At 35.7% G+C, this 20,059-nt stretch carries 21 protein-coding genes and 1 other annotated feature; of the genes, 14 read left to right on the top strand and 7 right to left on the bottom strand.

Annotated features, from left to right (window positions below; all coding sequences use genetic code 11):
* The first annotated feature begins 2 nt into the window (after window positions 1-2).
* The 4 genes from RCG17_RS27295 to RCG17_RS27280 all read left to right on the top strand — a co-directional run bounded on the left by RCG17_RS27295 (window position 3) and on the right by RCG17_RS27280 (window position 5,792).
* A complete protein-coding gene (locus tag RCG17_RS27295) occupies window positions 3-653 on the top strand; it encodes a 3-oxoacid CoA-transferase subunit B (protein ID WP_308173136.1) in 651 nt (216 codons plus the stop codon).
* Between the two features lie 145 nt (window positions 654-798).
* Window positions 799-3,042, top strand: coding sequence for an AAA domain-containing protein (locus RCG17_RS27290; RefSeq protein WP_308173135.1), 2,244 nt, complete (start codon window positions 799-801; stop codon window positions 3,040-3,042).
* A 387-nt stretch (window positions 3,043-3,429) separates the two neighbouring features.
* Window positions 3,430-4,551, top strand: coding sequence for a glutamate 5-kinase (gene proB, locus RCG17_RS27285; RefSeq protein WP_308173134.1), 1,122 nt, complete (start codon window positions 3,430-3,432; stop codon window positions 4,549-4,551).
* On the top strand, window positions 4,551-5,792 hold the full coding sequence (locus RCG17_RS27280; protein ID WP_308173133.1) for a glutamate-5-semialdehyde dehydrogenase: 1,242 nt from the start codon (window positions 4,551-4,553) through the stop codon (window positions 5,790-5,792). Before proB ends, RCG17_RS27280 begins: the two co-directional genes overlap by 1 nt.
* A gap of 120 nt (window positions 5,793-5,912) precedes the next feature.
* On the opposite strand, the gene phaC is transcribed toward RCG17_RS27280, so the two are convergent.
* The 3 genes from phaC to RCG17_RS27265 form a co-directional block, all read right to left on the bottom strand.
* The gene (phaC, locus tag RCG17_RS27275) at window positions 5,913-7,001 is read right to left on the bottom strand and encodes a class III poly(R)-hydroxyalkanoic acid synthase subunit PhaC (RefSeq protein ID WP_308173132.1); all 1,089 of its coding nucleotides are present in this window, start codon (window positions 6,999-7,001) and stop codon (window positions 5,913-5,915) included.
* A gap of 78 nt (window positions 7,002-7,079) precedes the next feature.
* On the bottom strand, window positions 7,080-7,859 hold the full coding sequence (gene fabG / locus RCG17_RS27270; RefSeq protein WP_308173131.1) for a 3-oxoacyl-[acyl-carrier-protein] reductase: 780 nt from the start codon (window positions 7,857-7,859) through the stop codon (window positions 7,080-7,082).
* The gene (locus RCG17_RS27265; RefSeq protein WP_308173130.1) at window positions 7,846-8,358 is read right to left on the bottom strand and encodes a poly(R)-hydroxyalkanoic acid synthase subunit PhaE; all 513 of its coding nucleotides are present in this window, start codon (window positions 8,356-8,358) and stop codon (window positions 7,846-7,848) included. Before RCG17_RS27265 ends, fabG begins: the two co-directional genes overlap by 14 nt.
* A 269-nt stretch (window positions 8,359-8,627) precedes the next feature.
* Here RCG17_RS27265 and phaQ point away from each other — a divergent pair, with 269 nt between their 5' ends.
* From phaQ to RCG17_RS27240, 5 genes are all read left to right on the top strand, one after another.
* Window positions 8,628-9,038 carry a poly-beta-hydroxybutyrate-responsive repressor gene (gene phaQ, locus RCG17_RS27260; protein ID WP_308173129.1) on the top strand — a complete coding sequence of 137 codons (411 nt, stop codon included), beginning with the start codon at window positions 8,628-8,630 and terminating at the stop codon, window positions 9,036-9,038.
* 128 nt (window positions 9,039-9,166) lie between these two features.
* Complete coding sequence (locus RCG17_RS27255) at window positions 9,167-9,694, top strand: hypothetical protein (protein ID WP_308173128.1); 528 nt, start codon at window positions 9,167-9,169, stop codon at window positions 9,692-9,694.
* Between the two features lie 263 nt (window positions 9,695-9,957).
* Window positions 9,958-11,028 (top strand): branched-chain amino acid aminotransferase, encoded by a 1,071-nt coding sequence (locus RCG17_RS27250; protein ID WP_308173127.1) that lies wholly within the window; start codon window positions 9,958-9,960, stop codon window positions 11,026-11,028.
* Window positions 11,029-11,171: 143 nt separating this feature from the next.
* The gene (locus RCG17_RS27245; protein WP_308173126.1) at window positions 11,172-11,936 is read left to right on the top strand and encodes a hypothetical protein; all 765 of its coding nucleotides are present in this window, start codon (window positions 11,172-11,174) and stop codon (window positions 11,934-11,936) included.
* A gap of 199 nt (window positions 11,937-12,135) precedes the next feature.
* Window positions 12,136-12,384 carry a hypothetical protein gene (locus RCG17_RS27240; RefSeq protein WP_308173125.1) on the top strand — a complete coding sequence of 83 codons (249 nt, stop codon included), beginning with the start codon at window positions 12,136-12,138 and terminating at the stop codon, window positions 12,382-12,384.
* Window positions 12,385-12,442: 58 nt separating this feature from the next.
* Here RCG17_RS27240 and RCG17_RS27235 read toward each other — a convergent pair whose 3' ends face one another.
* The 4 genes from RCG17_RS27235 to RCG17_RS27220 all read right to left on the bottom strand — a co-directional run bounded on the left by RCG17_RS27235 (window position 12,443) and on the right by RCG17_RS27220 (window position 16,626).
* Window positions 12,443-12,571, bottom strand: coding sequence for a hypothetical protein (locus RCG17_RS27235; protein WP_308173124.1), 129 nt, complete (start codon window positions 12,569-12,571; stop codon window positions 12,443-12,445).
* Window positions 12,572-13,021: 450 nt separating this feature from the next.
* Window positions 13,022-14,554 (bottom strand): 2-isopropylmalate synthase, encoded by a 1,533-nt coding sequence (locus tag RCG17_RS27230; RefSeq protein WP_308173123.1) that lies wholly within the window; start codon window positions 14,552-14,554, stop codon window positions 13,022-13,024.
* A 41-nt stretch (window positions 14,555-14,595) separates the two neighbouring features.
* Window positions 14,596-14,829: a binding site (T-box leader), on the bottom strand.
* 188 nt (window positions 14,830-15,017) lie between these two features.
* Window positions 15,018-16,088, bottom strand: coding sequence for a phosphodiester glycosidase family protein (locus RCG17_RS27225; protein ID WP_308173122.1), 1,071 nt, complete (start codon window positions 16,086-16,088; stop codon window positions 15,018-15,020).
* A 277-nt stretch (window positions 16,089-16,365) separates the two neighbouring features.
* The gene (locus RCG17_RS27220) at window positions 16,366-16,626 is read right to left on the bottom strand and encodes a hypothetical protein (RefSeq protein ID WP_308173121.1); all 261 of its coding nucleotides are present in this window, start codon (window positions 16,624-16,626) and stop codon (window positions 16,366-16,368) included.
* Between the two features lie 285 nt (window positions 16,627-16,911).
* On the opposite strand from RCG17_RS27220, the gene RCG17_RS27215 reads away from it, so the two are divergent.
* The 5 genes from RCG17_RS27215 (at window position 16,912) to RCG17_RS27195 (ending at window position 19,876) form a co-directional block, all read left to right on the top strand.
* The gene (locus RCG17_RS27215) at window positions 16,912-17,718 is read left to right on the top strand and encodes an HAD family hydrolase (RefSeq protein WP_308173120.1); all 807 of its coding nucleotides are present in this window, start codon (window positions 16,912-16,914) and stop codon (window positions 17,716-17,718) included.
* Window positions 17,719-17,859: 141 nt separating this feature from the next.
* Window positions 17,860-18,282, top strand: a complete 423-nt coding sequence (locus RCG17_RS27210; RefSeq protein WP_308173119.1) for an OsmC family protein — start codon at window positions 17,860-17,862, stop codon at window positions 18,280-18,282.
* A gap of 62 nt (window positions 18,283-18,344) precedes the next feature.
* A complete protein-coding gene (locus RCG17_RS27205; protein ID WP_308173118.1) occupies window positions 18,345-18,641 on the top strand; it encodes a 4a-hydroxytetrahydrobiopterin dehydratase in 297 nt (98 codons plus the stop codon).
* Between the two features lie 234 nt (window positions 18,642-18,875).
* Complete coding sequence (locus RCG17_RS27200) at window positions 18,876-19,247, top strand: replication termination protein (RefSeq protein ID WP_308173117.1); 372 nt, start codon at window positions 18,876-18,878, stop codon at window positions 19,245-19,247.
* Window positions 19,248-19,318: 71 nt separating this feature from the next.
* On the top strand, window positions 19,319-19,876 hold the full coding sequence (locus tag RCG17_RS27195) for a hypothetical protein (protein ID WP_308173116.1): 558 nt from the start codon (window positions 19,319-19,321) through the stop codon (window positions 19,874-19,876).
* Window positions 19,877-20,059: the final 183 nt, after the last annotated feature.

Genomic DNA, 20,059 nt, shown 5'->3' with positions numbered 1-20,059 from the left:
AAATGAAAAATGCCCGATCACTCATCGTTAAACGAGCGGTTAAGGAAATAAAGGATGGAATGTATGTAAACCTTGGAATTGGAATGCCTACACTCATTGCTAATGAAATTCCCAGTGACTTCAATGTCATGCTTCAATCTGAAAACGGTTTATTAGGGATTGGACCTTATCCTTTAGCGGGGACAGAGGATCCTGATTTGATCAATGCAGGAAAGGAGACGGTTACAGCTATTAATGGTGCTGTTTTTTTTGACAGTGCTGAATCCTTCGCCATGATCCGCGGCGGTCATATTGATCTGGCCATTTTAGGCGGTATGGAAGTCTCCGAAAAAGGAGACCTGGCAAATTGGATGATTCCGGGGAAGATGGTAAAAGGTATGGGTGGTGCGATGGATTTAGTTAACGGCGCTAAACGAGTTGTTGTCATCATGGAGCATGTGAATAAGAAAGGGGAATCAAAAGTCAAAAACGAATGTACATTGCCATTAACTGGTAAAGGAGTCGTTCATCGCTTGATTACCGATTTAGCCGTTTTTGACTTCACTGGAGAAGGAATGGTCCTTGTTGAAACCCAAGAAGGAGTTACGGTAGAACAAGTTTTTAAAAATACTGAAGCTGCATTTACCTTAAGCAAAGAATTGCTAACAAAATAACAAACAGAAAAGACTCCCTTTATGCTTTTGATAGAGGGAGGTTTTTCTGTTTAAAGTAAGTGACGTTAAGTAAAAATAAATGTATAATTTTCTTTTGCGGTTTGCTCAAAATATAAGAATACTAGTATTAAAAGGAAAAGGATCTATGACAACGACCTTAGCATATATAAAAGAGTGGCAGCAGGCGCTCCAAAATGAAATTGTCCATTTAAAAAGATATGGAAGTAGTAAATACAAAGTGACAAGTGGGAGAATCCTGGCCACAGATGGAGAGTTTACCTATTACTTCGATACTGCTTCTCCAATCAGAATCCCGGTCGGAACAATCGTTAATCTTGAATGGGGAATTTTCAAGCAAGATGGACGTGTGTTATCTGCTGAAGGAAGAGGAATTATCATTGCGCTAAAAAAATTTATTGGTGATTTAATCAGTGAGGCAAATTTATATCACGATCCATGGGAACTTCTCGAACAGCTTATACAACGATTTGATGAAATAAAAACAAACAAGCAAAAACGAGTTAGAATTAAAAAATTAATGGAACCTGACATACCTGCCAAACACCCTGCTGATAAAATAAAATCTTCTGTACACGAAGTAATGCTCCGTTCAAAATATAATCCTGTAACATTTATATGGGGCCCGCCTGGAACTGGGAAAACATACACGCTGGCCCGTGTTGCGGCAAATAAATTTTTAAATAAAAAACATGTCCTGATTCTATCACATAGCAATCAGGCTGTGGATGTTATTTTAAGTGAATTAACCTCTTTTGTTAAAAAGAAGGACCGTTTTCATGAAGGGGATATTTTACGATATGGTTCAAATATTAGTGAATCACTCATCAGCCCTGAAGCAATAACAACAAACAGGCTAATTGAAAAAGTTTCCCCCGTGTTAGCAAAAAATATCAATAACTTAAATGAGGAACGGTCTAAACTAAAATCTGATCTGGCCAGATCGTTCAGTCAACGTGATTCACATCAGCTAATGGAACTTGAAGCAAAATTTGCAGGAATGTTGGAAAAAATCCGCAAACAGGAATTACAATTTGTGAAGGATGCCTATATCGTCGGTACCACACTGGCAAAAGCAGCAAGTGATCCTGCGATTTACGAAAAAGAGTTTGATATCGTCATTCTTGACGAGGCAAGCATGGCGTATGCCCCTCAAGCTGCATTTGCTGCCACATTGGGAAGCCGAGTCATTATTTGCGGGGATTTTAAACAGCTGCCACCCATAGCTTCATCCCGTGATCCTCTCGTAACAAAATGGTTAAAGGAGGATATTTTTCATAAATCGGGGATTGTCGAATTTGTTAACAAAGGAAAGCTTCATCCTCATTTATTTTTATTAAAAGAGCAAAGGAGAATGCATCCAGATATCTCTTCATTTACGAATGAGTACATATACCATTCTCTCGTTGGTGATCATGAGAGTGTTTATAAAAACAGAAATATGATTGTAGACTTACCGCCTTTTCCTCACAGGGCAGCCATTCTCCTGGATACAAGTTATATGGGAGCATATGGGATGACAGAGAAAGCTTCCAATTCAAGAATCAATATATGGCAAGCATTATTATCTTTTCAGCTTATTCATGAGGCCAATACAGGCGGTGCTAGGTCAATTGGATATGTGACACCGTATCGGGCCCAGGCCGCTTTAATGGAGATCCTTTTAGATGATATTTATGAAAAAGAACGATTATCAGCAGACATTATTGCAGCCACTGTCCATCGATTCCAAGGTAGTGAACGTGATGTAATGATTTTTGACACAGTAGATAGTGAACCAATTGAACGCCCCGGCATCCTTTTAACTGGCAGTGAGAGTGAACGACTCATTAATGTTGCAATTACAAGAACAAGGGGGAAGTTTATTCATGTAAGCAATTCTTCCTTTATACGCCGTCATGTTTTTCGAGGGAAAATTTTAAGACAGTTTATTGAACATCAAGAAAATAAGCTTCAAAATGTAACAAAAAATGAAATAGGTTCATGGATTCAAAATCAGTATTCAAGACTGCATTGGATCCATGCAAAAAAACTTGGTCTAGTTTTTCAAGATATTGATAGGGCTCGTTCATCGCTGGTTATCTCGTTGCCGTCGCATACTAAGCTTTCCGACATCTGGATTAAAAAACTGATAAAGAAAGAAAATCGGATAAAATTCACCATTATCTCAAGTGAAGATTGGGAGAAGCTGCAACCTGATTTAAGGATTGAAATGAATTTATCATTTCCTTTTGTTATGATTGATCAACGACTGCTATGGCTGGGCTTTCCATTGGAAGGGACAACAGCAGTTCAACCTCCTTATATAGCTGCAAGACTGGATTCTGAGCGAATTTGTGAGTATTTACTAGGCCAGATTAAGGAGGAATAATGATAGGTAAAATAATAATATAAAAACATATCCTTCAGCGAATATAGAAATCTCGACAGGTAATATTACTTTCTTCGAATCTTGACAAGAATCCCATTTCCATGGATAATATCAAATAAATTAAGATATTCGGAAATGGTATGGGACTAGTAAACCTTGGGAACGTGATAGAGAATGGAACCCGCTGGCTGGAAGGTTCCTCACGGAAAAAAGATTGAACCTGCCCTAAAAAAACCGCTTATGCAAACATAAGCCGTAACCCCGCGTTATGGGAAAAGAGGGTGCTTTGCACCAATTAAGGTGGTACCGCGGAACGATTTTTCCGTCCTTTTTTAAGGATGGCAAAATCGTTTTTTTTATTTTAATAAAAGAAAGGTACGAAGAAAAATGAAAAAACAACTTATTGTTGTTAAAATAGGCAGCAGTTCGCTTACAATGGAATCAGGAGCCATTTCAGAACAGAAAATGCGCGACCATGTGGAGGCACTTGCCTTTTTAAAAAAACAAGGCCATGATGTAATTCTTATTTCTTCAGGAGCAGTTGCCGCTGGTTTTGGGGCACTTGGATATCCAAAAAGGCCTAAAAAAGCAGCGGGTAAACAAGCCGCTGCTGCAGTAGGGCAAGGACTATTGATGCAAAATTATATTTTGCTTTTTAAAGAACATAATATTGTGCCTGCCCAAATACTTATAACGCGTGAAGACTTTTATAGCCGGGAACGATTTCATAATCTTCATGCTGCCATGACTGAATTGCTACAAAAAGGTGTTATCCCGATCATTAACGAAAATGATTCAGTATCGATTGAAGAGCTTACCTTTGGTGACAATGATATGCTTTCAAGTCTTGTAAGTGGATTTCTGCACGCAAATGCTCTTATCATCTTGACCGATGTTAATGGACTTTATGATGGAAATCCCAAAGTTTCAAAGGAAGCAAAGAAATATCACTTTATTCCTGAGGTTTCTGACGAATTACTCGGTTTTGCTGGTGACAGTGGATCAAATGTCGGAACTGGCGGAATGAAATCAAAGCTGTTGGCAGCTAAAAAAGCCCTATCTCTAGGCGTAAGTGTTTTTGTTGGTACCGAACATGGGAAGGAAAAACTTGCTGATATTTTGGCAGGAAAAGGAGATGGAACCTATATAGGCGGACCCTTCCATGTACAAATGCAAATGAAAAAGCAATGGATTGCCTATCACTCCCATGTTAGCGGAACGATCGAAATTGACGCAGGAGCAGAAAGGGCCATCGTCCAAAACGGCAAAAGTCTCTTGCCCGTAGGCGTCACAAAAGTGGAGGGTGACTTTAATGCCATGGATGTTGTTGTTGTGCGCAATCAAAAAGGACAAATTGTCGGAAAGGGACAAATCTATTATTCCTCCGATGATCTGCAAAAAGTAAAAGGGCTGCCAAGTGAACAAGCAAAGGAATTTTCAGTCAATAAACGTCCAGAAGTGATTCATCGCGATAATTGGGTTACCATGACAAAGGAGGAAATGGTGTAATGAGTGAACTGTTAGAAAAAGCCAAGAAATTAAAAATAGCTGCTAAAACATTAGGAATGCTTAGCACAGAGGAGAAGAATGAAGCCTTATCCAAAATGGCTGATCATATTCTTACTCAAAAGGATTTCATCCTGACAGAAAATGAAAAAGATATTCATGCTGGAAAAGAAAATGGCTTAACACAATCATTGCTTGACCGATTATTGCTTACGAATGAGAGGATTGAGCAAATTGTTGACGGAATAAGGCAATTAATCACCCTAACGGATCCGATTGGGGAGATTATTGAAACCTGGGAAAGACCAAATGGCTTACGAATTCAAACGATTCGTGTTCCACTTGGAGTAATTGGCATGGTATACGAAGCACGTCCAAATGTAACTGTTGATGCAGGGAGTCTTTGTTTAAAAGCCGGTAATGCCGTGTTGCTTCGAGGAAGTACATCTGCATTAAATTCAAATAAAGCACTTGTTCAAGTCATGTGCGAAGCACTTGAGCAATCAGCCATTCCTCGAGATGCGCTCCAGCTTTTAGAGGATACTAGCCGTGAAACAGCCTCCAAAATGTTTAGACTGAATGAATATTTAGATGTTTTAATCCCTCGAGGCGGGGCAGGTTTAATTCAATCCGTGATCCAAAATGCTACGGTTCCTGTTCTCGAGACAGGGGTAGGAAACTGTCATGTTTTTATTGATGAAAGTGCAAATGAGAAAATGGCAATTGATATTGCCATTAATGCAAAATTACACCGCCCATCTGTATGTAATGCAGCTGAAACGGTCCTCATCCATGAAAATTGGCCATATGCTCCTGAATTATTAACGGCTCTTCATGACAGAGGTGTGGAACTGCGCGGTGATGAGAGATTAGCAGCAAATTATTCATTTATTAAGCAAGCATCTGATGAGGACTGGTATACCGAATTTTTAGCTCCTATTTTGGCTGTTAAACTTGTTGGCAGTGTTGAAGAGGCAATAAACCATATTGATCAATATGGTACAAAACATTCAGAAGCAATCATCACTGAAAATGATAAAAATGTTCAATTATTCTTTAAATCAATCGATGCTGCCGTGTTATATCATAATGCTTCAACTCGATTTACCGATGGTGAACAATTTGGTTACGGTGCAGAAATTGGAATAAGTACACAAAAACTACATGCGCGCGGACCAATGGGCTTAAGAGCTATAACGACCACAAAAGCAATCGTTTATGGAACTGGCCAAATCCGCTATTAAAATAATATATTCATATAAACAAAGCCCCTTTCCACAAAATATGAAAAGGGGCTTTGTTTTTGGACAATAATTACAAATAAAAACCCCTTCGTAAAACTTACAAAAGGGGTTATGAATATATTATATAGAATGATCCTTCAACCATTGATCAATAGTTGGATATGTTTTCTTTACAGCAGTTCCGCCAACAACTACAGAAACGTGTCCTGTAGGCATAAGATGGAACGTTTTATCCTTACTAGAAACTTTATCTAATAAAGGTTTTACTTGCTCAGGCGCAGCAATATGGTCACGCTGAGCAGCAATGTTTAATATATTCGCTTTGATGTTACTTAATTTAACTTGTTGGCCACGAATATATAATTCATCATTGATTAGCTTGTTCTGTTGATAGAACTCCCCAATCCATTGTCTAAAGGCAGCACCTGGGAATGGAATACCATCAGCAACCCACTTTTGCATTAATGACCAGCTTTTAACGAAATCTTCATTTTCAGCACGGTCTGCTAAAGTAACGTATGGACCAATGTAATTGACAAGCGGCTTTAACATTTTGTTTCCAAGGTCAATCACTTCACCTGGGATAACACCTAATGTATCAACCATCTTGTCTAAATTAAAGTAGCGCTCGTCAAGCCAGTTAGAAAATAATCCAGTATCAGAGAATTCAAATGGGCTTGTTAAAAAGATAATATTGCGAATTGGCAATTCAGGGTGAAGAGAAGCAAAAATGGAAGTCATTGTTCCACCCATGCAGTAGCCAAGCATGCTAATTTCTTCTGCACCAGAAATTCTAAGAACTTTTTTAACAGCGCGAGGGATGTAGTCCATAATATAGTCATCTAGTTTCATATTACGGTCTTCATATCCTGGGGTACCCCAATCCAGTAAAAATACATCATGACCTTGATTTGTAAGGTATTCTATTAAACTACTTCCAGGAGTTAAATCTAAAATATATGGTTTATTAATAAGTGCATAAACAATTAACAAAGGAACTTTATTTGTTTTTTCAACAGGTGAAACATAGCGATATAGCTTTGCTTTATTTTTTGTCCAAACAACTTCCTTAGGAGATTGTCCAACCTGTGGTTCAGGTTGTCTTGTTAGTACATCATTTACTTTTTTAAAGCGATTGTAATTTTTTTGAACTGGTTCTGGCATCATGTTAAACCAGGCTTCCAATTCTTTAGCAGGTGAGTTTACCATTTATATCCTCCTTCAAACTTTAACTTTCCAATTTGCAAAAACTAACAGGGAGACCATGAAGGAATCCCCGTTGATATATTACATATATACGCCGCCGTTTACATTTATGCATTGACCTGTAATATAATCAGCTTTTGCAAGGAAAATTACAGCCTCAGCAATTTCTTGGGTAGTTCCCATACGCTTCATTGGAATCTTTGACACGATTGCTTCCATAACATTTTCAGGAATTTCCGCAGTCATTTCTGTTAAGATGTAGCCTGGGCAGACTGCATTAACAGTGACACCGTTCTTAGCAGTTTCTAATGCAAGTGACTTAGTGAAGCCAATGATCCCAGCTTTAGAAGCAGCATAGTTTGTTTGACCAAACGCACCAGCTTGACCAACAATGGAACTGATGTTGATAATACGGCCGAATTTTTGTTCAAGCATTGGATTGATAACAGCAGAAGTAGTATGGTAAACGCTGTTTAGGTTTGTGTTAATAACTTCATTCCAAGCTTTTTCATCCATTTTCTTGAAAGTTTTATCTCTTGTAATTCCAGCGTTATTTACAAGAACATCTACTTTGCCAAAATGAGCGATCGTTTGCTCAATTAAGCTCTTTGCATCTTCAAGATTTGATACGTTAGCTTTAACCGCAACTGCCGTACCGCCTAGTTCTTCAATTTCTCCAACAACCTTTTCCGCACCTGCAGCACTGGAATTATAGTTAACTACAACTTTTGCACCCTGCTTAGCTAGTTCTTTTGCAATTGTTGCTCCGATCCCTTTTGAACTGCCTGTTACAACTACTACTTTACCTTCTAAGCCAGAAACCTCTTCAGTTTGTACAAGATTTTTTTCAACAGTTGTCATTAATATCTACTCCTAACATAAAATTATTTATTATATCAATTTTTAAATTTTTAAGTATTCGGATTTTTTTTGTTATCTTCAGCCGGGAAGATGGAACAGTCTCAAAAGGAATTTGAACAGCCTTAAGGATGCTGTCTAATTTCTTATCGAGTTTGTTGATGCTGGTTTTTAGTTTATTGATTTCTGCAGAAGCGGAATTTCCTAATAATTCATCTTCAATTTTTTGATCGAGGTTTTCTACTTTTTCCTCTAAATTAATAATTAATGATGCAACATTTGAGATTTCATCTCTCGTAGGCAAATTAACTTGTTTTAAATAGTTATCAGTTGTTTTTTGTACTAATTGTTGATATTGCAAATAAGCATTTTGAACTTGCCCTAACCATTCGGAAAAAGCTTCCTTTTGCATAGTCTCATGAAGAACTTCATTCCATTTTGCTTCTGTTTTGTCATACGCATTTTTCCAGACTGCAAATGGATCTAAAAATTGCTCTGCCAATATAACCCAACTCCTTAACGTTCTATTTGAATTTTATTAATTCTCACATATCTTAGAATAATATATTTCGACAATTATTCAACTTAAAAAATCCGTTAAATTTCACACAATTCTTTCAATTAATGACAAAAAACAAGGTGGAATTTGAGGAATATTGTCGAATTTACTTGATTTTGTCTGTTTATGAAGTAATTTGTATAGTTGACAGTTAGTGCATATAGGTGTAAATTACATATATGAGATAAATTTATATGTTGAAGGTGATTGAAATGGACTCAAAACGAAAATCTGCTAAAGAAGATAAAGAAGCAAAAAAGAATATTGTAGGAGCGCCAAAAAACTTTGTCCTTCCTGTATTGCTTTTACTATTAAAGGATTGGAATGCACATGGTTATGAACTCATGCAAAAGCTTTCTCAATTTGGTTTTGATTCACTTGATCATGGAAACTTCTATAGAATACTCCGCCAGCTTGAAAAAGATGAACTAGTTACTTCTGTATGGGATACAACTTCAGGGGGCCCAGCAAAACGTATTTATTCCATTACAACTGCTGGAGAAGATTATTTAGAGCTTTGGGCTGATTCAATGGGGCAATATCAAAAAATGCTTGGACAATTTTTTGATATGTACAGTCAATTTTTTGTACCACCAGGGTTCCTGTCGAATAAGGATGAATAGAAATTCCTACAAGAATAATCCTATTCACCAAAACATTTTAATAAAATTTATACTATTTTGTATAAGTTTTTAACAAAGGCCGTGTATTGGCCTAATAAATTAAACTAAAATCTTTGGAGGGTTTTAAAATGGCAGTAAAAAAAGATGAAAAAGCTCTTAACGTTATTGATGTATTTTGGGATAGTTGGTTTAACAGCTTTAAAACATTTAATTCGTTACAAGATGGAGCAGAACAAAAATCTTTACAAGCTTTCGAAAGTCAAAAAGAATGGATCCAAGCAACTCGTGATCAACTAACACAACTAGAAGAAGAATCCAAAAAATTAACATCCGAATGGAAATCCAATTTACAAGAAGTTTTGAATAAATCACAATTTGATTTTGGAGCACAGAACTTAACTGAATGGACAGATAAGTTTGAAGAAATTGGACATAAAGCGGAAACATTGGCATTCAGTCCAAGCAAAGCAACAATCGATTTGCTATCTAAATCCCATGCACAATTAGAATTAGCATTAAAGAAAGCAGTTGAACAACAACAAAAAAATCGTGCAGAAGTACTTAATGCCATTGGCGGTTATGTTGATCAATTAAAACAAACTCAAAATGGCGTACTTAAAACATTTGAACTTTACAATCCATTAATTGCAAAATAAGATTTCATATTGTTAATCTCTTCTCAAAATTTGACTTCCCTGGTTACAAGGGAAGTTTTTTTTATTTGTTTTTTAGAAAATTTCTTAATTTATTGAAAAACTATGGTAAAATTTTAGTAGAAAAGTTATTTGAATTTTACAATTCAAACAAAAATGTATGCATAATTCTTTTCTTCTAACAATAAGTGGAGTAGATTAATCATAATAACTCTTTTTTCCATGTTAGAAACTAGAAGCTTGAATAGTCTTAGGAGGAAATAGTCATGAAAGATTTACAAATTGAAACCATTATTAATCAAAACAGAAAACCAATACCTGAAGCAGATCAATTGGGATTTGGACAATATTTTACGGATCATATGTTTTTGATGGATTACACAGAAGGGCAGGGATGGCACGATCCTAGGATTGTACCTTATCAACCACTACAGTTAGACCCTTCCTGCATGGTTTTCCATTATGCTCAAACCGTATTTGAAGGAATGAAAGCATATTTAACGAAAGATGAAGAGGTTTTATTATTCAGACCTGATCAGAACTTTAAGAGGCTAAATAACTCCAATGACCGACTTTGCATCCCACACATTGATGAGGAATTTGCCTTGGAAGCTCTTAAACAATTAATTAAATTAGATAGGGACTGGATTCCGTCAGCACCTGGAACATCTCTTTACATACGTCCATTTATAATTTCAACTGAGCCACATTTAGGGGTTCATCCTTCTCATAACTATTTATTTATCATCATTTTATCTCCTGTGGGATCATATTATAAAGAAGGGTTAAATCCTGTAAAAATAGCAGTAGAGAAAAATTATGTACGTACGGTAGTCGGTGGGACTGGTACAGCAAAGACAGGCGGAAACTATGCAAGTAGTTTGAAAGCCCAGGAAGAATCAGGCAAAGTAGGATATTCTCAAGTACTATGGCTCGATGGAAGAGAAAATAAGTATATCGAAGAAGTTGGGAGCATGAATATTTTCTTTAAAGTTAACGGTGAAGTTATCACACCTGCTTTAAATGGCAGTATTTTAGCGGGAATCACGAGAGATTCCATTATTCAATTATTAAAGCATTGGAATGTGCCAGTAACTGAAAGAAAAATCTCTATGGATGAGGTTATCCAAGCATACAGGGATGGTTTATTAGAAGAAGCATTCGGAACAGGAACAGCTGCTGTTATTTCACCAATTGGCGAATTCTTTTATCAAGATGAAAAAATGGTTGTAAATAATGGGGAAATTGGCAAACTTTCGAAGGAATTGTATGATACATTAACTGGCATCCAAAATGGGATCAAACAAGATCCATTTGGATGGAGTGTTAAATTATAATATTAGGATCAATGTGTTCAATAAGCGTCCATCGTACCACGATGGACGCTTATTGTTTGTCTTCGTCGTCGTTAAAGAGAATACACGCCTATAATCGTGGTATAATCAAATAATATAAATAAGGTGATAGTGTAGGTGGATAAATGATGATAAAGTATATTTCTCCAATAGGCCAATTTGAAGTATTCGGAGATATGGAACACTATAAACAAAAGGTAAAAGAATGGGGATTATCCTCTGCAAAGGAAGAATTTTGGTATAAAGAAAGAGATTTTCATGAACTTGTCAAAATCAAAGGATATGAAATTTACGGGAATACAGATGAATTTAATACAATTGTAGTTGAATTTAAAGACGGGAATCTAACATGTATTCATCCCGCATATCTAAAAGAAATGCAGCAATCGAGCTTTGGAAAAGAGAGTATGTGGGAGGAAGGAAAGGAACGAGAAAGTGAGACTCCTAAAGGAGAGGTTTCGGTACAGATAAAAACTCTAGAGGCAAAAGTGGTTGAGGAAAAAAAATCTGAACCGAAAAAGGCAAAAAAAGAGAAAGTTGCAAAACTCGAACTCCCAGCAGAGAAAGTGCATTTTTCGGCAGCGATCAAACAGTTTGCAATGACATATAATTCCTTTACCGAAGAAAATGATGAAGTTATCATTTTCGAAAACGTTCAGATTCATCAAGAACCACCAATTAACATTGAGTATGCTTGGTGCAGTCACAGTAAAACACTAAAAAAATTGGAATTAGTAATTGGGGATTTTCTTGAATTTGATGGGAAAATAACAACCAAGAAATTAACAAAAGGAAAAGAAGCCCCTGAAGAATTTAACTTTACGATCACAGTTCCATATAAAATCAACAATCCCTCAAAACTTGTTAAGCAAAAAGAAGTGAATGATTGATTCATCATTCTCAATATAACTCAAAGAGAATAAACATAAGATTATTACAATATAAGGTAAAAAGCCCAGTTCACAAAATAATGTGGACTGGGCTTTTATTTTGGACAAAACTGGGAGTTTTCTTTAGAAAAAATAGGTATGTATAAAAAGATATGATGGAATAATACTAGTAAGATGAAGAAAAAAAGGAGCGAGTCAATTGCCAATTGAAGAAGGTACAAAATATCAAATATCACAAAATATTAAAGGATTCTTTAATTCTGCTGAAGCACTTACGGTTATTCGCGACAATGGAGTAACGATACAATTCACACTCGGCGATAGCAAAGGACATGGATCAATGCCTGTTCAACATTTACATTATTTATTAAAAAGGTCTGAATTAACTCAAATTCCAAGTAAACGAGCATTTCTAAATACAGAAAACAATGAAGAGCAAATTGGATAAAAAACAAAAACGGCACGATCCATTAAGGATGGTGCCGTAAAATTTTATCAATTAAACATTATTCCTCATCACGTGCTCCACTTGCCAATTTAGTGATTACATGTGTAAGACCAATGTATTCAACGAACTCATATTTATTTTCAACCTCTGTTTCTGTTTCTCTTTCAACTAAAAGAATGCCTGTCATTTTTACCTACTCCTTTAAAAGATAATTTTGTACAAGGGACTAGTAATCCATTCTTAGCAAATCTATGAAGAGAATTAAAATTATTTCCATTTATTTCTTACCTTTATTATACGCCTTTGTAGAATTAAGTCGAATGGTGAAATGTGATAAATTTGTGAAATGTTGTTCAAATAAGTGACGAAAATTACAAAAAGACATGCGATACACCTGTTTATGCTGTACCGAACGCCTTTTAGTCCCATTATTTTATTGCGCTTGGGCAATTTGTTGTTTTTCATCTTTTTCTGAACTTTTCAATACCGCAGAAACTGTCGAAGTATTACTGTAAGAAGAAGATAACGTTTATTCATCGGTAAAATCCCTCCCCAAGCTTCCTCCTTTTAGAATTGTATCAAAAAAAGAAAGAAGCTTGGGCTGGTAATGTAAAACTATCAATCAGAGGTTAAACAATTAAATGTTCAAGTAATTTGGGTTTTTAACTTTTAATCTGTTAATTGCATCTATATATGCATTGGCACTAGCTACAATAATATCGACATTGATAGCTCTGCCTTTTACTAAAGAATCCTTATCTCTGACTTTTACAAATACCTCTCCAATTGAATCCTTTCCTTTGGAGATGGAGTTAATTTTATAATCAATCAATTCCACATCAAGGCTAAGTGCAGAATCTATTCCTTTATAAATGGCATCGATCGGACCATTTCCTTCGCCTTCACCTTCGATAATTGAATGGTCACTTCCGACAATGTGGACAAAAGCTCGATATTGGTTATCCCCCAAAATTTGAAGGCTAAGATCTTTAAAGCTGTATGAAGCAGTCTCACTTTTAGCAGGCTGTGTTTCTAACAGAGCAATGATATCCTCGTCAAAGATTTCTTTCTTTCGGTCTGTCAAATCTTTGTAATTTTTAAAGATTTCATTTAGCTGCTCGTCATTGACGACATATCCTAGCTCTTCGTACCGCTTTTTAAGTGCATTTCTGCCGGAAAGCTTGCCTAAAACTAATTTCGTCTCATTAAAACCAACACTTTCAGGCTTCAAGATTTCGTAAGTAGATTTATCCTTGATTACACCATCTTGATGAATTCCAGAAGAGTGAGCAAAGGCATTACCGCCAATTACCGCTTTATTTGGCGGGATGGCAATACCGGTAAGTCTGCTGACAAGCTTACTTGTTTTAGCAATTTCTTTTAGGTTAATTCCTGTTTCTTTTTGATAATATGGTTTCCGTACTTCTAGCAAGGCCGCAACTTCCTCAAGAGAAACGTTTCCAGCTCTTTCACCAATTCCGTTTACGCAACCTTCAACTTGTAGTGCACCAGCTTGGATGGCTGCAATACTGTTGCTAAGCGCCATTCCAAGATCATCATGACAATGGCAACTAAGGCGAACATTCTCAATTCCCTTTGTATTTTCCAAAAGATATTTAAATAAATTAGAATACTCTTCAGGTGTTGTGTATCCAACTGTATCTGGAAGGTTAAGAACGGTTGCTCCTACTTCAATAACCTTTTCGCAAATTTCTTTTAAAAATTCGAGCTCTGTCCGAGTAGCGTCTTCACAAGAGAATTCAATATGTTTAAAATGTTTTGATGCGTATGATACGCTCTCAACAGCTTTAGCAATAACCTGTTCTTTTGTCATTCCTAATTTTTTTTCACGGTGAAGAGGGGAGGTGGCGATGAAAATATGAATGCCTGTATTTTCAATATCACCGATTGCTTGAATAACTGCATCAATATCTGCTTGGTTCGCTCTAGCAAGGCTTACAACCACTGGTTTTTTAACAGCTTGCGCCACAGCCCTAACTGCTTGTGCATCCCCAGGTGAGGCAGCAGCAAATCCAGCTTCAATCACATCTATACCTAAACTTTCTAATCTTAAAGCAATTTCAACTTTTTCATCTTGATTTAAATTAACACCTGGAGTTTGTTCACCATCTCTTAACGTTGTATCAAAAAAATAAACTCTGTTTTTCATCGAAAAAACCTCCTTTAAATATAAAAATACCCTTACTAAACCAGAGGGGCGAATAAATCGCGGTACCACCCTCTAATCACTGTTTCCTCACGGAAGACAGCCTCGGCAAGTAAAGGTATTACTTTTACAAAATTAACGGTTTGCAATCCGTTCTTCTTACTACTATTTCAGAAGAATGTCTCCAAGGCGAGACAGATTAATTTTTCTACCTGTTTCCACCAGCCACAGGCTCTCTAGAAGAAAAAGTTAATCAAACTCCTTTTCACAGACAATTATTAATATTTCGGATTTGGTTATTCCATATACTACTACATGTTGATTATTAATTCAATATTTTTTTAATATTATTTATCTTTTTAAAATGAAAGCCTCTTAAATTCATAAAAAAACACATCCTCAGATAATAGAAGATGTGTTTTTTAATTTGATATTTTAATTGAGAAAAACATTAAAAGAAAACCGCTTAGTGAGGGATTACTACCCAAGCATCTGGTAAGTAGCGCATTCCAACACTGGTATTTGTTGCAGGTTTCATTAAAAGCTGATCATCTTTAATCATCGTAGTGGAACCGCCACCATCCATTGCAATTGCATTGACTACGTCATATTTTTGTAAAAGACTGGCCATATCTCCCATAGATGCGCCACGGTGCGTTTTATCCCAATAGAAACGGCCATCCGTAATGATCATCACGACACGGCCATTTCTGGTTTGTCCAATGACTGTTCGCGGTGCCCAGCCCCATGCACCAGATACTGCTGGTGTGACTAAATTTTTCCCATTAACAATAAGTTGGGGTCCAAAACTAATTGCTTCTGTTACATCAAGATTTAATAATTCACTTGCTGAATAACTTCCAGTAATAAATTCACCATCTTTTCGGAATGCACCGACAAGTGCCTTAACGTTATTACCTCCAGGTGTTGAAATGATCTGGCCATTGCTGATTACAATGCCTAACATCTGACCTCCAGAACCATTACCGCTTGGATCAAGAAAGCCTCCACCATTGATCCCGGCAACTCCATGATTTTGTTTAATTAGATCTGAGAGGGGTTGTCCTTTATTTGTAAGCTGTGTTGTTACAACATGTATGGTTGTAGGGTCAGGAATCACTAAAATTTTAGCTGTATAATTTGCTGTATTTACTTTATCAACAACAATAGAATCCGAAAAAGACTTTAGTCCGGCTGCTTCCGCAGTATTTTGCTTCGATTTTTCCGAGTTATTTTTCTCTTTGGTTATTTGTGATTGTTCAACTTTAGGGTGTGCCCAAGCATTATATACTTGATCATAATCTGACTTTGAAAGTAAAAAGCGAACATATTTTACGTATTGTCCATGCTGTGTTGCAAGAACCGAACCCACAAGCTCTCTTCGGAATTGCAGACCTTGATCAGTACCGTATAACCATCCTCCCCCAACTAAAAGCAGGACCATCAAAATGCTCCAAAAGACCCGCCAAAAAAGTCCGCGTTTCTTTTTCCGCTTTAAGCGAGGAACATATGAGGGATCGTTTGTCATAGAATCCATAATCGATCTCCTTTATGGTAGATATAGATAAAAAACAATTCTATCATACCTTCCTGCTAGTAATCTGACAAGCTAAATTTCTTAAAAAAAATAGGAAAATAGTAACTAAATAACAAAAAATGACAAAACCCGCAAAAACATTCTGCGGGTTATAATTCAAAATGAAAAGAACTACAACTTAATTGCCAGATCAAATAAAAGCGATGATATTTGCTCGAATTTTTCCATTCTAGAATTAATTTCTTTGGCTTTTTCAAGCTGACTAATAACTGTATTGTTAATTGAAGTTATTTCTTCCGTTATTCATATTTTTCGATGCATATTTTTTTGTCTTCATTGCCTCAGCCATAGCCGACTTGGGATTTACTGGGTCACCAGGAGAAATATTTAATTTAACTGTTTTACCATCTTTTTGAATAATAAACTTTTCTTTATCTGTGACAGCAAAACCCATATCTACCTGCAAGATATCAGCAATCCAAGGTGTGATGACAATTAAAGCTTCCATTAATTCTTTACCGGTAACTTTGCTATCCATCGAATTCTCCTTTCCATATGTAAAAATTTAATGGAGTCAATGCATCCGTCAACTCTACTATATTAATTATACAAAAAAAATAGAAAAGGAAGTTCTTATTCTATGAAACATAGGTGACAATCGTTAGAAAATTTGGTAAAATCTTTAATTTTCTTGTTTTTCTTTGTAAAATTGGGGTTTTCCTTAGTGTTGAAATGCGATATAATATTATGAACTTTCACATAATATGTTATTTTTATTATGTTAAACTAGTATTTAAAATTAAATCACAAAAGAGGGCTTAAAATGATAAAGGCAGTTTTTTTCGATTTAGATGACACACTTTTATGGGATCAAAAAAGTATTAAAGATGCATTTATTGCTACATGTAAATTAGCTCAGGAACGTTATGGAGTAGATCCAATTCTGTTTGAGGAAGCTGTTCGAGAAGAAGCAAGGAATTTATATTCGTCATACGAAACGTTTGAATTCACAAAAATGATTGGAATTAATCCGTTTGAAGGATTATGGGGAAATTTTTTGGATGAAACGGATGAATTTAAGAAAATGAAAGAAATCGTTCCTGGTTACCGAAAAGATGCCTGGACAGCTGCACTGAAAGCACTAGGTATAGACGACCCAGAATTTGGTTCTGAGCTAGGTGAACGTTTCCCACAAGAACGGAGAAAGCTCCCATTTGTTTATGAAGATACATTTGAAACACTTGATGCCTTAAAAGGGAAATATAAGCTTTTGCTGCTCACAAATGGATCACCAGATTTACAAAATACGAAACTCACCATTACGCCAGAATTAGTTCCATATTTTGATCAAATTGTTATTTCTGGAGATTTCGGAAGAGGGAAGCCCGACCCTTCACTTTTTGAACATGCATTATCATTATTGTCTTTAGAAAAGGACGAGGCTATTATGGTTGGGGATAATCTAATGACAGATATCCTTGGCGCAAGTAAAGTTGGTATGAAATCCGTTTGGATCAATCGTCATAATAAAGAGCGTAATGAAGTTATGCCTACCTATGAAATTAAACAATTAGCTGAACTTTTTGGAATATTGGATGAGCTTAATGAAAAGGCATTGAAAAATAATTGATGGCAACTAAAGGACCAGTATTTCCACTGGTTCCTTTTTTTGTATAAAAATCATTAAAATGTATATTAATTAAATGGTAAGTTCAAGAATATAGAGTGTACTATTAATTGAACAAATGAATATAGTAAAGGAGTTTTTTCGATGTTAACAAAAATAAATTGGGACGGAGATATGGCTTTTTCGAGTACGACTCCTTCAGGACATCAAATTAAAATGGATGCTGCTGAAGAAGTGGGTGGTCAGAATACTGGTGCGCGCCCTACAGAATTATTGTTAAATGCAGTTGCAGGTTGTACAGGTATCGATATCATTTCCATTCTTCACAAAATGCGTTTAAATCCAACTTCCTTTTCTATTGAGGTAGACGGGAATCGGGCGGAGGATCATCCAAAACGTTTTACAAAAATCAATGTTAATTATGTATTTGAAGGTGATCTGCCAGAATCTAAAGTAATCCGTGCCATTCAATTATCAAAGGATAAATACTGTTCGGTGGCACATTCCTTAAACTCAACTATAACAGCAAGCTATTCGATCAATAATAGTCCAATAAAAAAACTTTGATATCTCCTTTGATGCCACTCCTATTTATTAATATGAAATTTTGAAGGGAGAGGAAAGAAAGTATGGAGAAACTATCCTTATCTGAAATTCAACAAAAACTAACGACTGTACCAAATTGGCGGATCACGGAAGAAAAATGGATTGAACGAAAATTTCGTTTTGTAGAATACTTAAACGGGCTGGAATTTGTACAACGAGTTGGAGAATTGTCAGAGAAGCTGAATCATCATCCATTTATATCAATAGACTACAAACTCGTTACATTAAAAATCACTTCATGGCATGCAAAAGGTTTGACGGAATTAGATTTTGAACTAGCCAAAAAGTGTGATGCCATTTATTTAGCTATAAAAAAATAAATAATTAAAAAAGTAATCTACAAAAGTAGATTGCTTTTTTAATGTTTGAAAAGTCTAAATGTTTTGAGTCTTTTTATCTAATCACAATATGTGCTAAAAACACAACACAAAAGATATTAAAAAAAAGCAGGCAATTAATTGAACGTACGTTCGTCGTCTATTACCTAAAAATATTCTTAATATTATGTGTTTTTAACACAAAGTGCTATAATTTCATTAAGGAGGCGTTCCTACATGGAGAAAAAAAGCAGGGAGAGTACCGGTTTCTTAATTAAACAGCGGGCGTTTTTAAAATTGTATATCATTACGAATATCGAAAATGGACGTTGGTATGGTTTACAGCTTTTGGATGAATTACGGAAAGAGTTCAAAACACTGGGATTTGAACCCCAGCATTCAGAGGTATATCGAGCGTTGCATGAATTGGAGGATGAAGAAGAAATTCTAACTAAAGTAAGAATAAAAGTGGATGGAGCAAAACGCAAAGAAGTAATTGTCTACAAGATCAAAGACAGTGAAAAAGCAAAGGCATATAAAAAGTTAGTAAAAATCGATATAGATCGCAGTGAACAATTGCTACGCAAGGCCCTTAGTGAAAATTTTTAAACAAATCTCCAGGTAAGTAAAATTCAAAATATTAACAATATTATTTAGAGTATTAAAGAATATTTTTTGTTATGATTGAGTTGCAAGCTGTGTATTTTCCGGCAGCAAAAAATTATAAGGAAGGGAAGAAGATGGGTCTTGATATGTATTTATATGCTGTACCAAAAATTACTCGAATGAACTTTATGGAAGTTTTAACAGTCGATACTAATCTGACTAGACTAAAAAAGGAAGACCGAGAATTGTATCAAAGACTTAAACCTCATATTGTAAAATGTAAAGAATTTGGTCAAGCTTATCCCAGTTTAGCCATTGAACTGGCTTATTGGCGAAAAGCAAATCAAATCCATAATTGGTTTGTCAAAAACGTACAAAACGGCCAGGATAATTGTATGCCATATGAAGTTTCCAGAGAACAAGTCAAGGACCTTTATAATTGTTGTCAAGAGGTTCTTACCAATGAAAACGGGTATAAAGTCTTACCAACAATATCAGGCTTTTACTTTGGAAGTATTGAATACGACCGTTTTTACTACATGGATGTTGAACAAACTAAAAATATAGCTGCTGACATTCTTGAAACCTATGATTTTAACACCTATCATTTAATTTATAACAGCAGCTGGTAACTTGCCACCACACACTTCTAAACACCACAAAAATTCACCATTCTTTTATCCTCAAAAAAAGAGCAACAAAGCATAAAACAAAAAACCTTTCCGCTATTTGTCAAATCCATACGACTTTTGACGTATTTTTAGAAAAAACACGAAAAATTTGTCGTTTAGTTGTATAATAAGAACTTGGAAATT

Source organism: Neobacillus sp. PS3-12, from assembly GCF_030915385.1.
GTDB lineage: Bacteria > Bacillota > Bacilli > Bacillales > Cytobacillaceae > JAEVLT01.
Note: the sequence above shows the minus strand (reverse complement) of the source record. Positions and strands in the feature narration are given on the sequence as shown.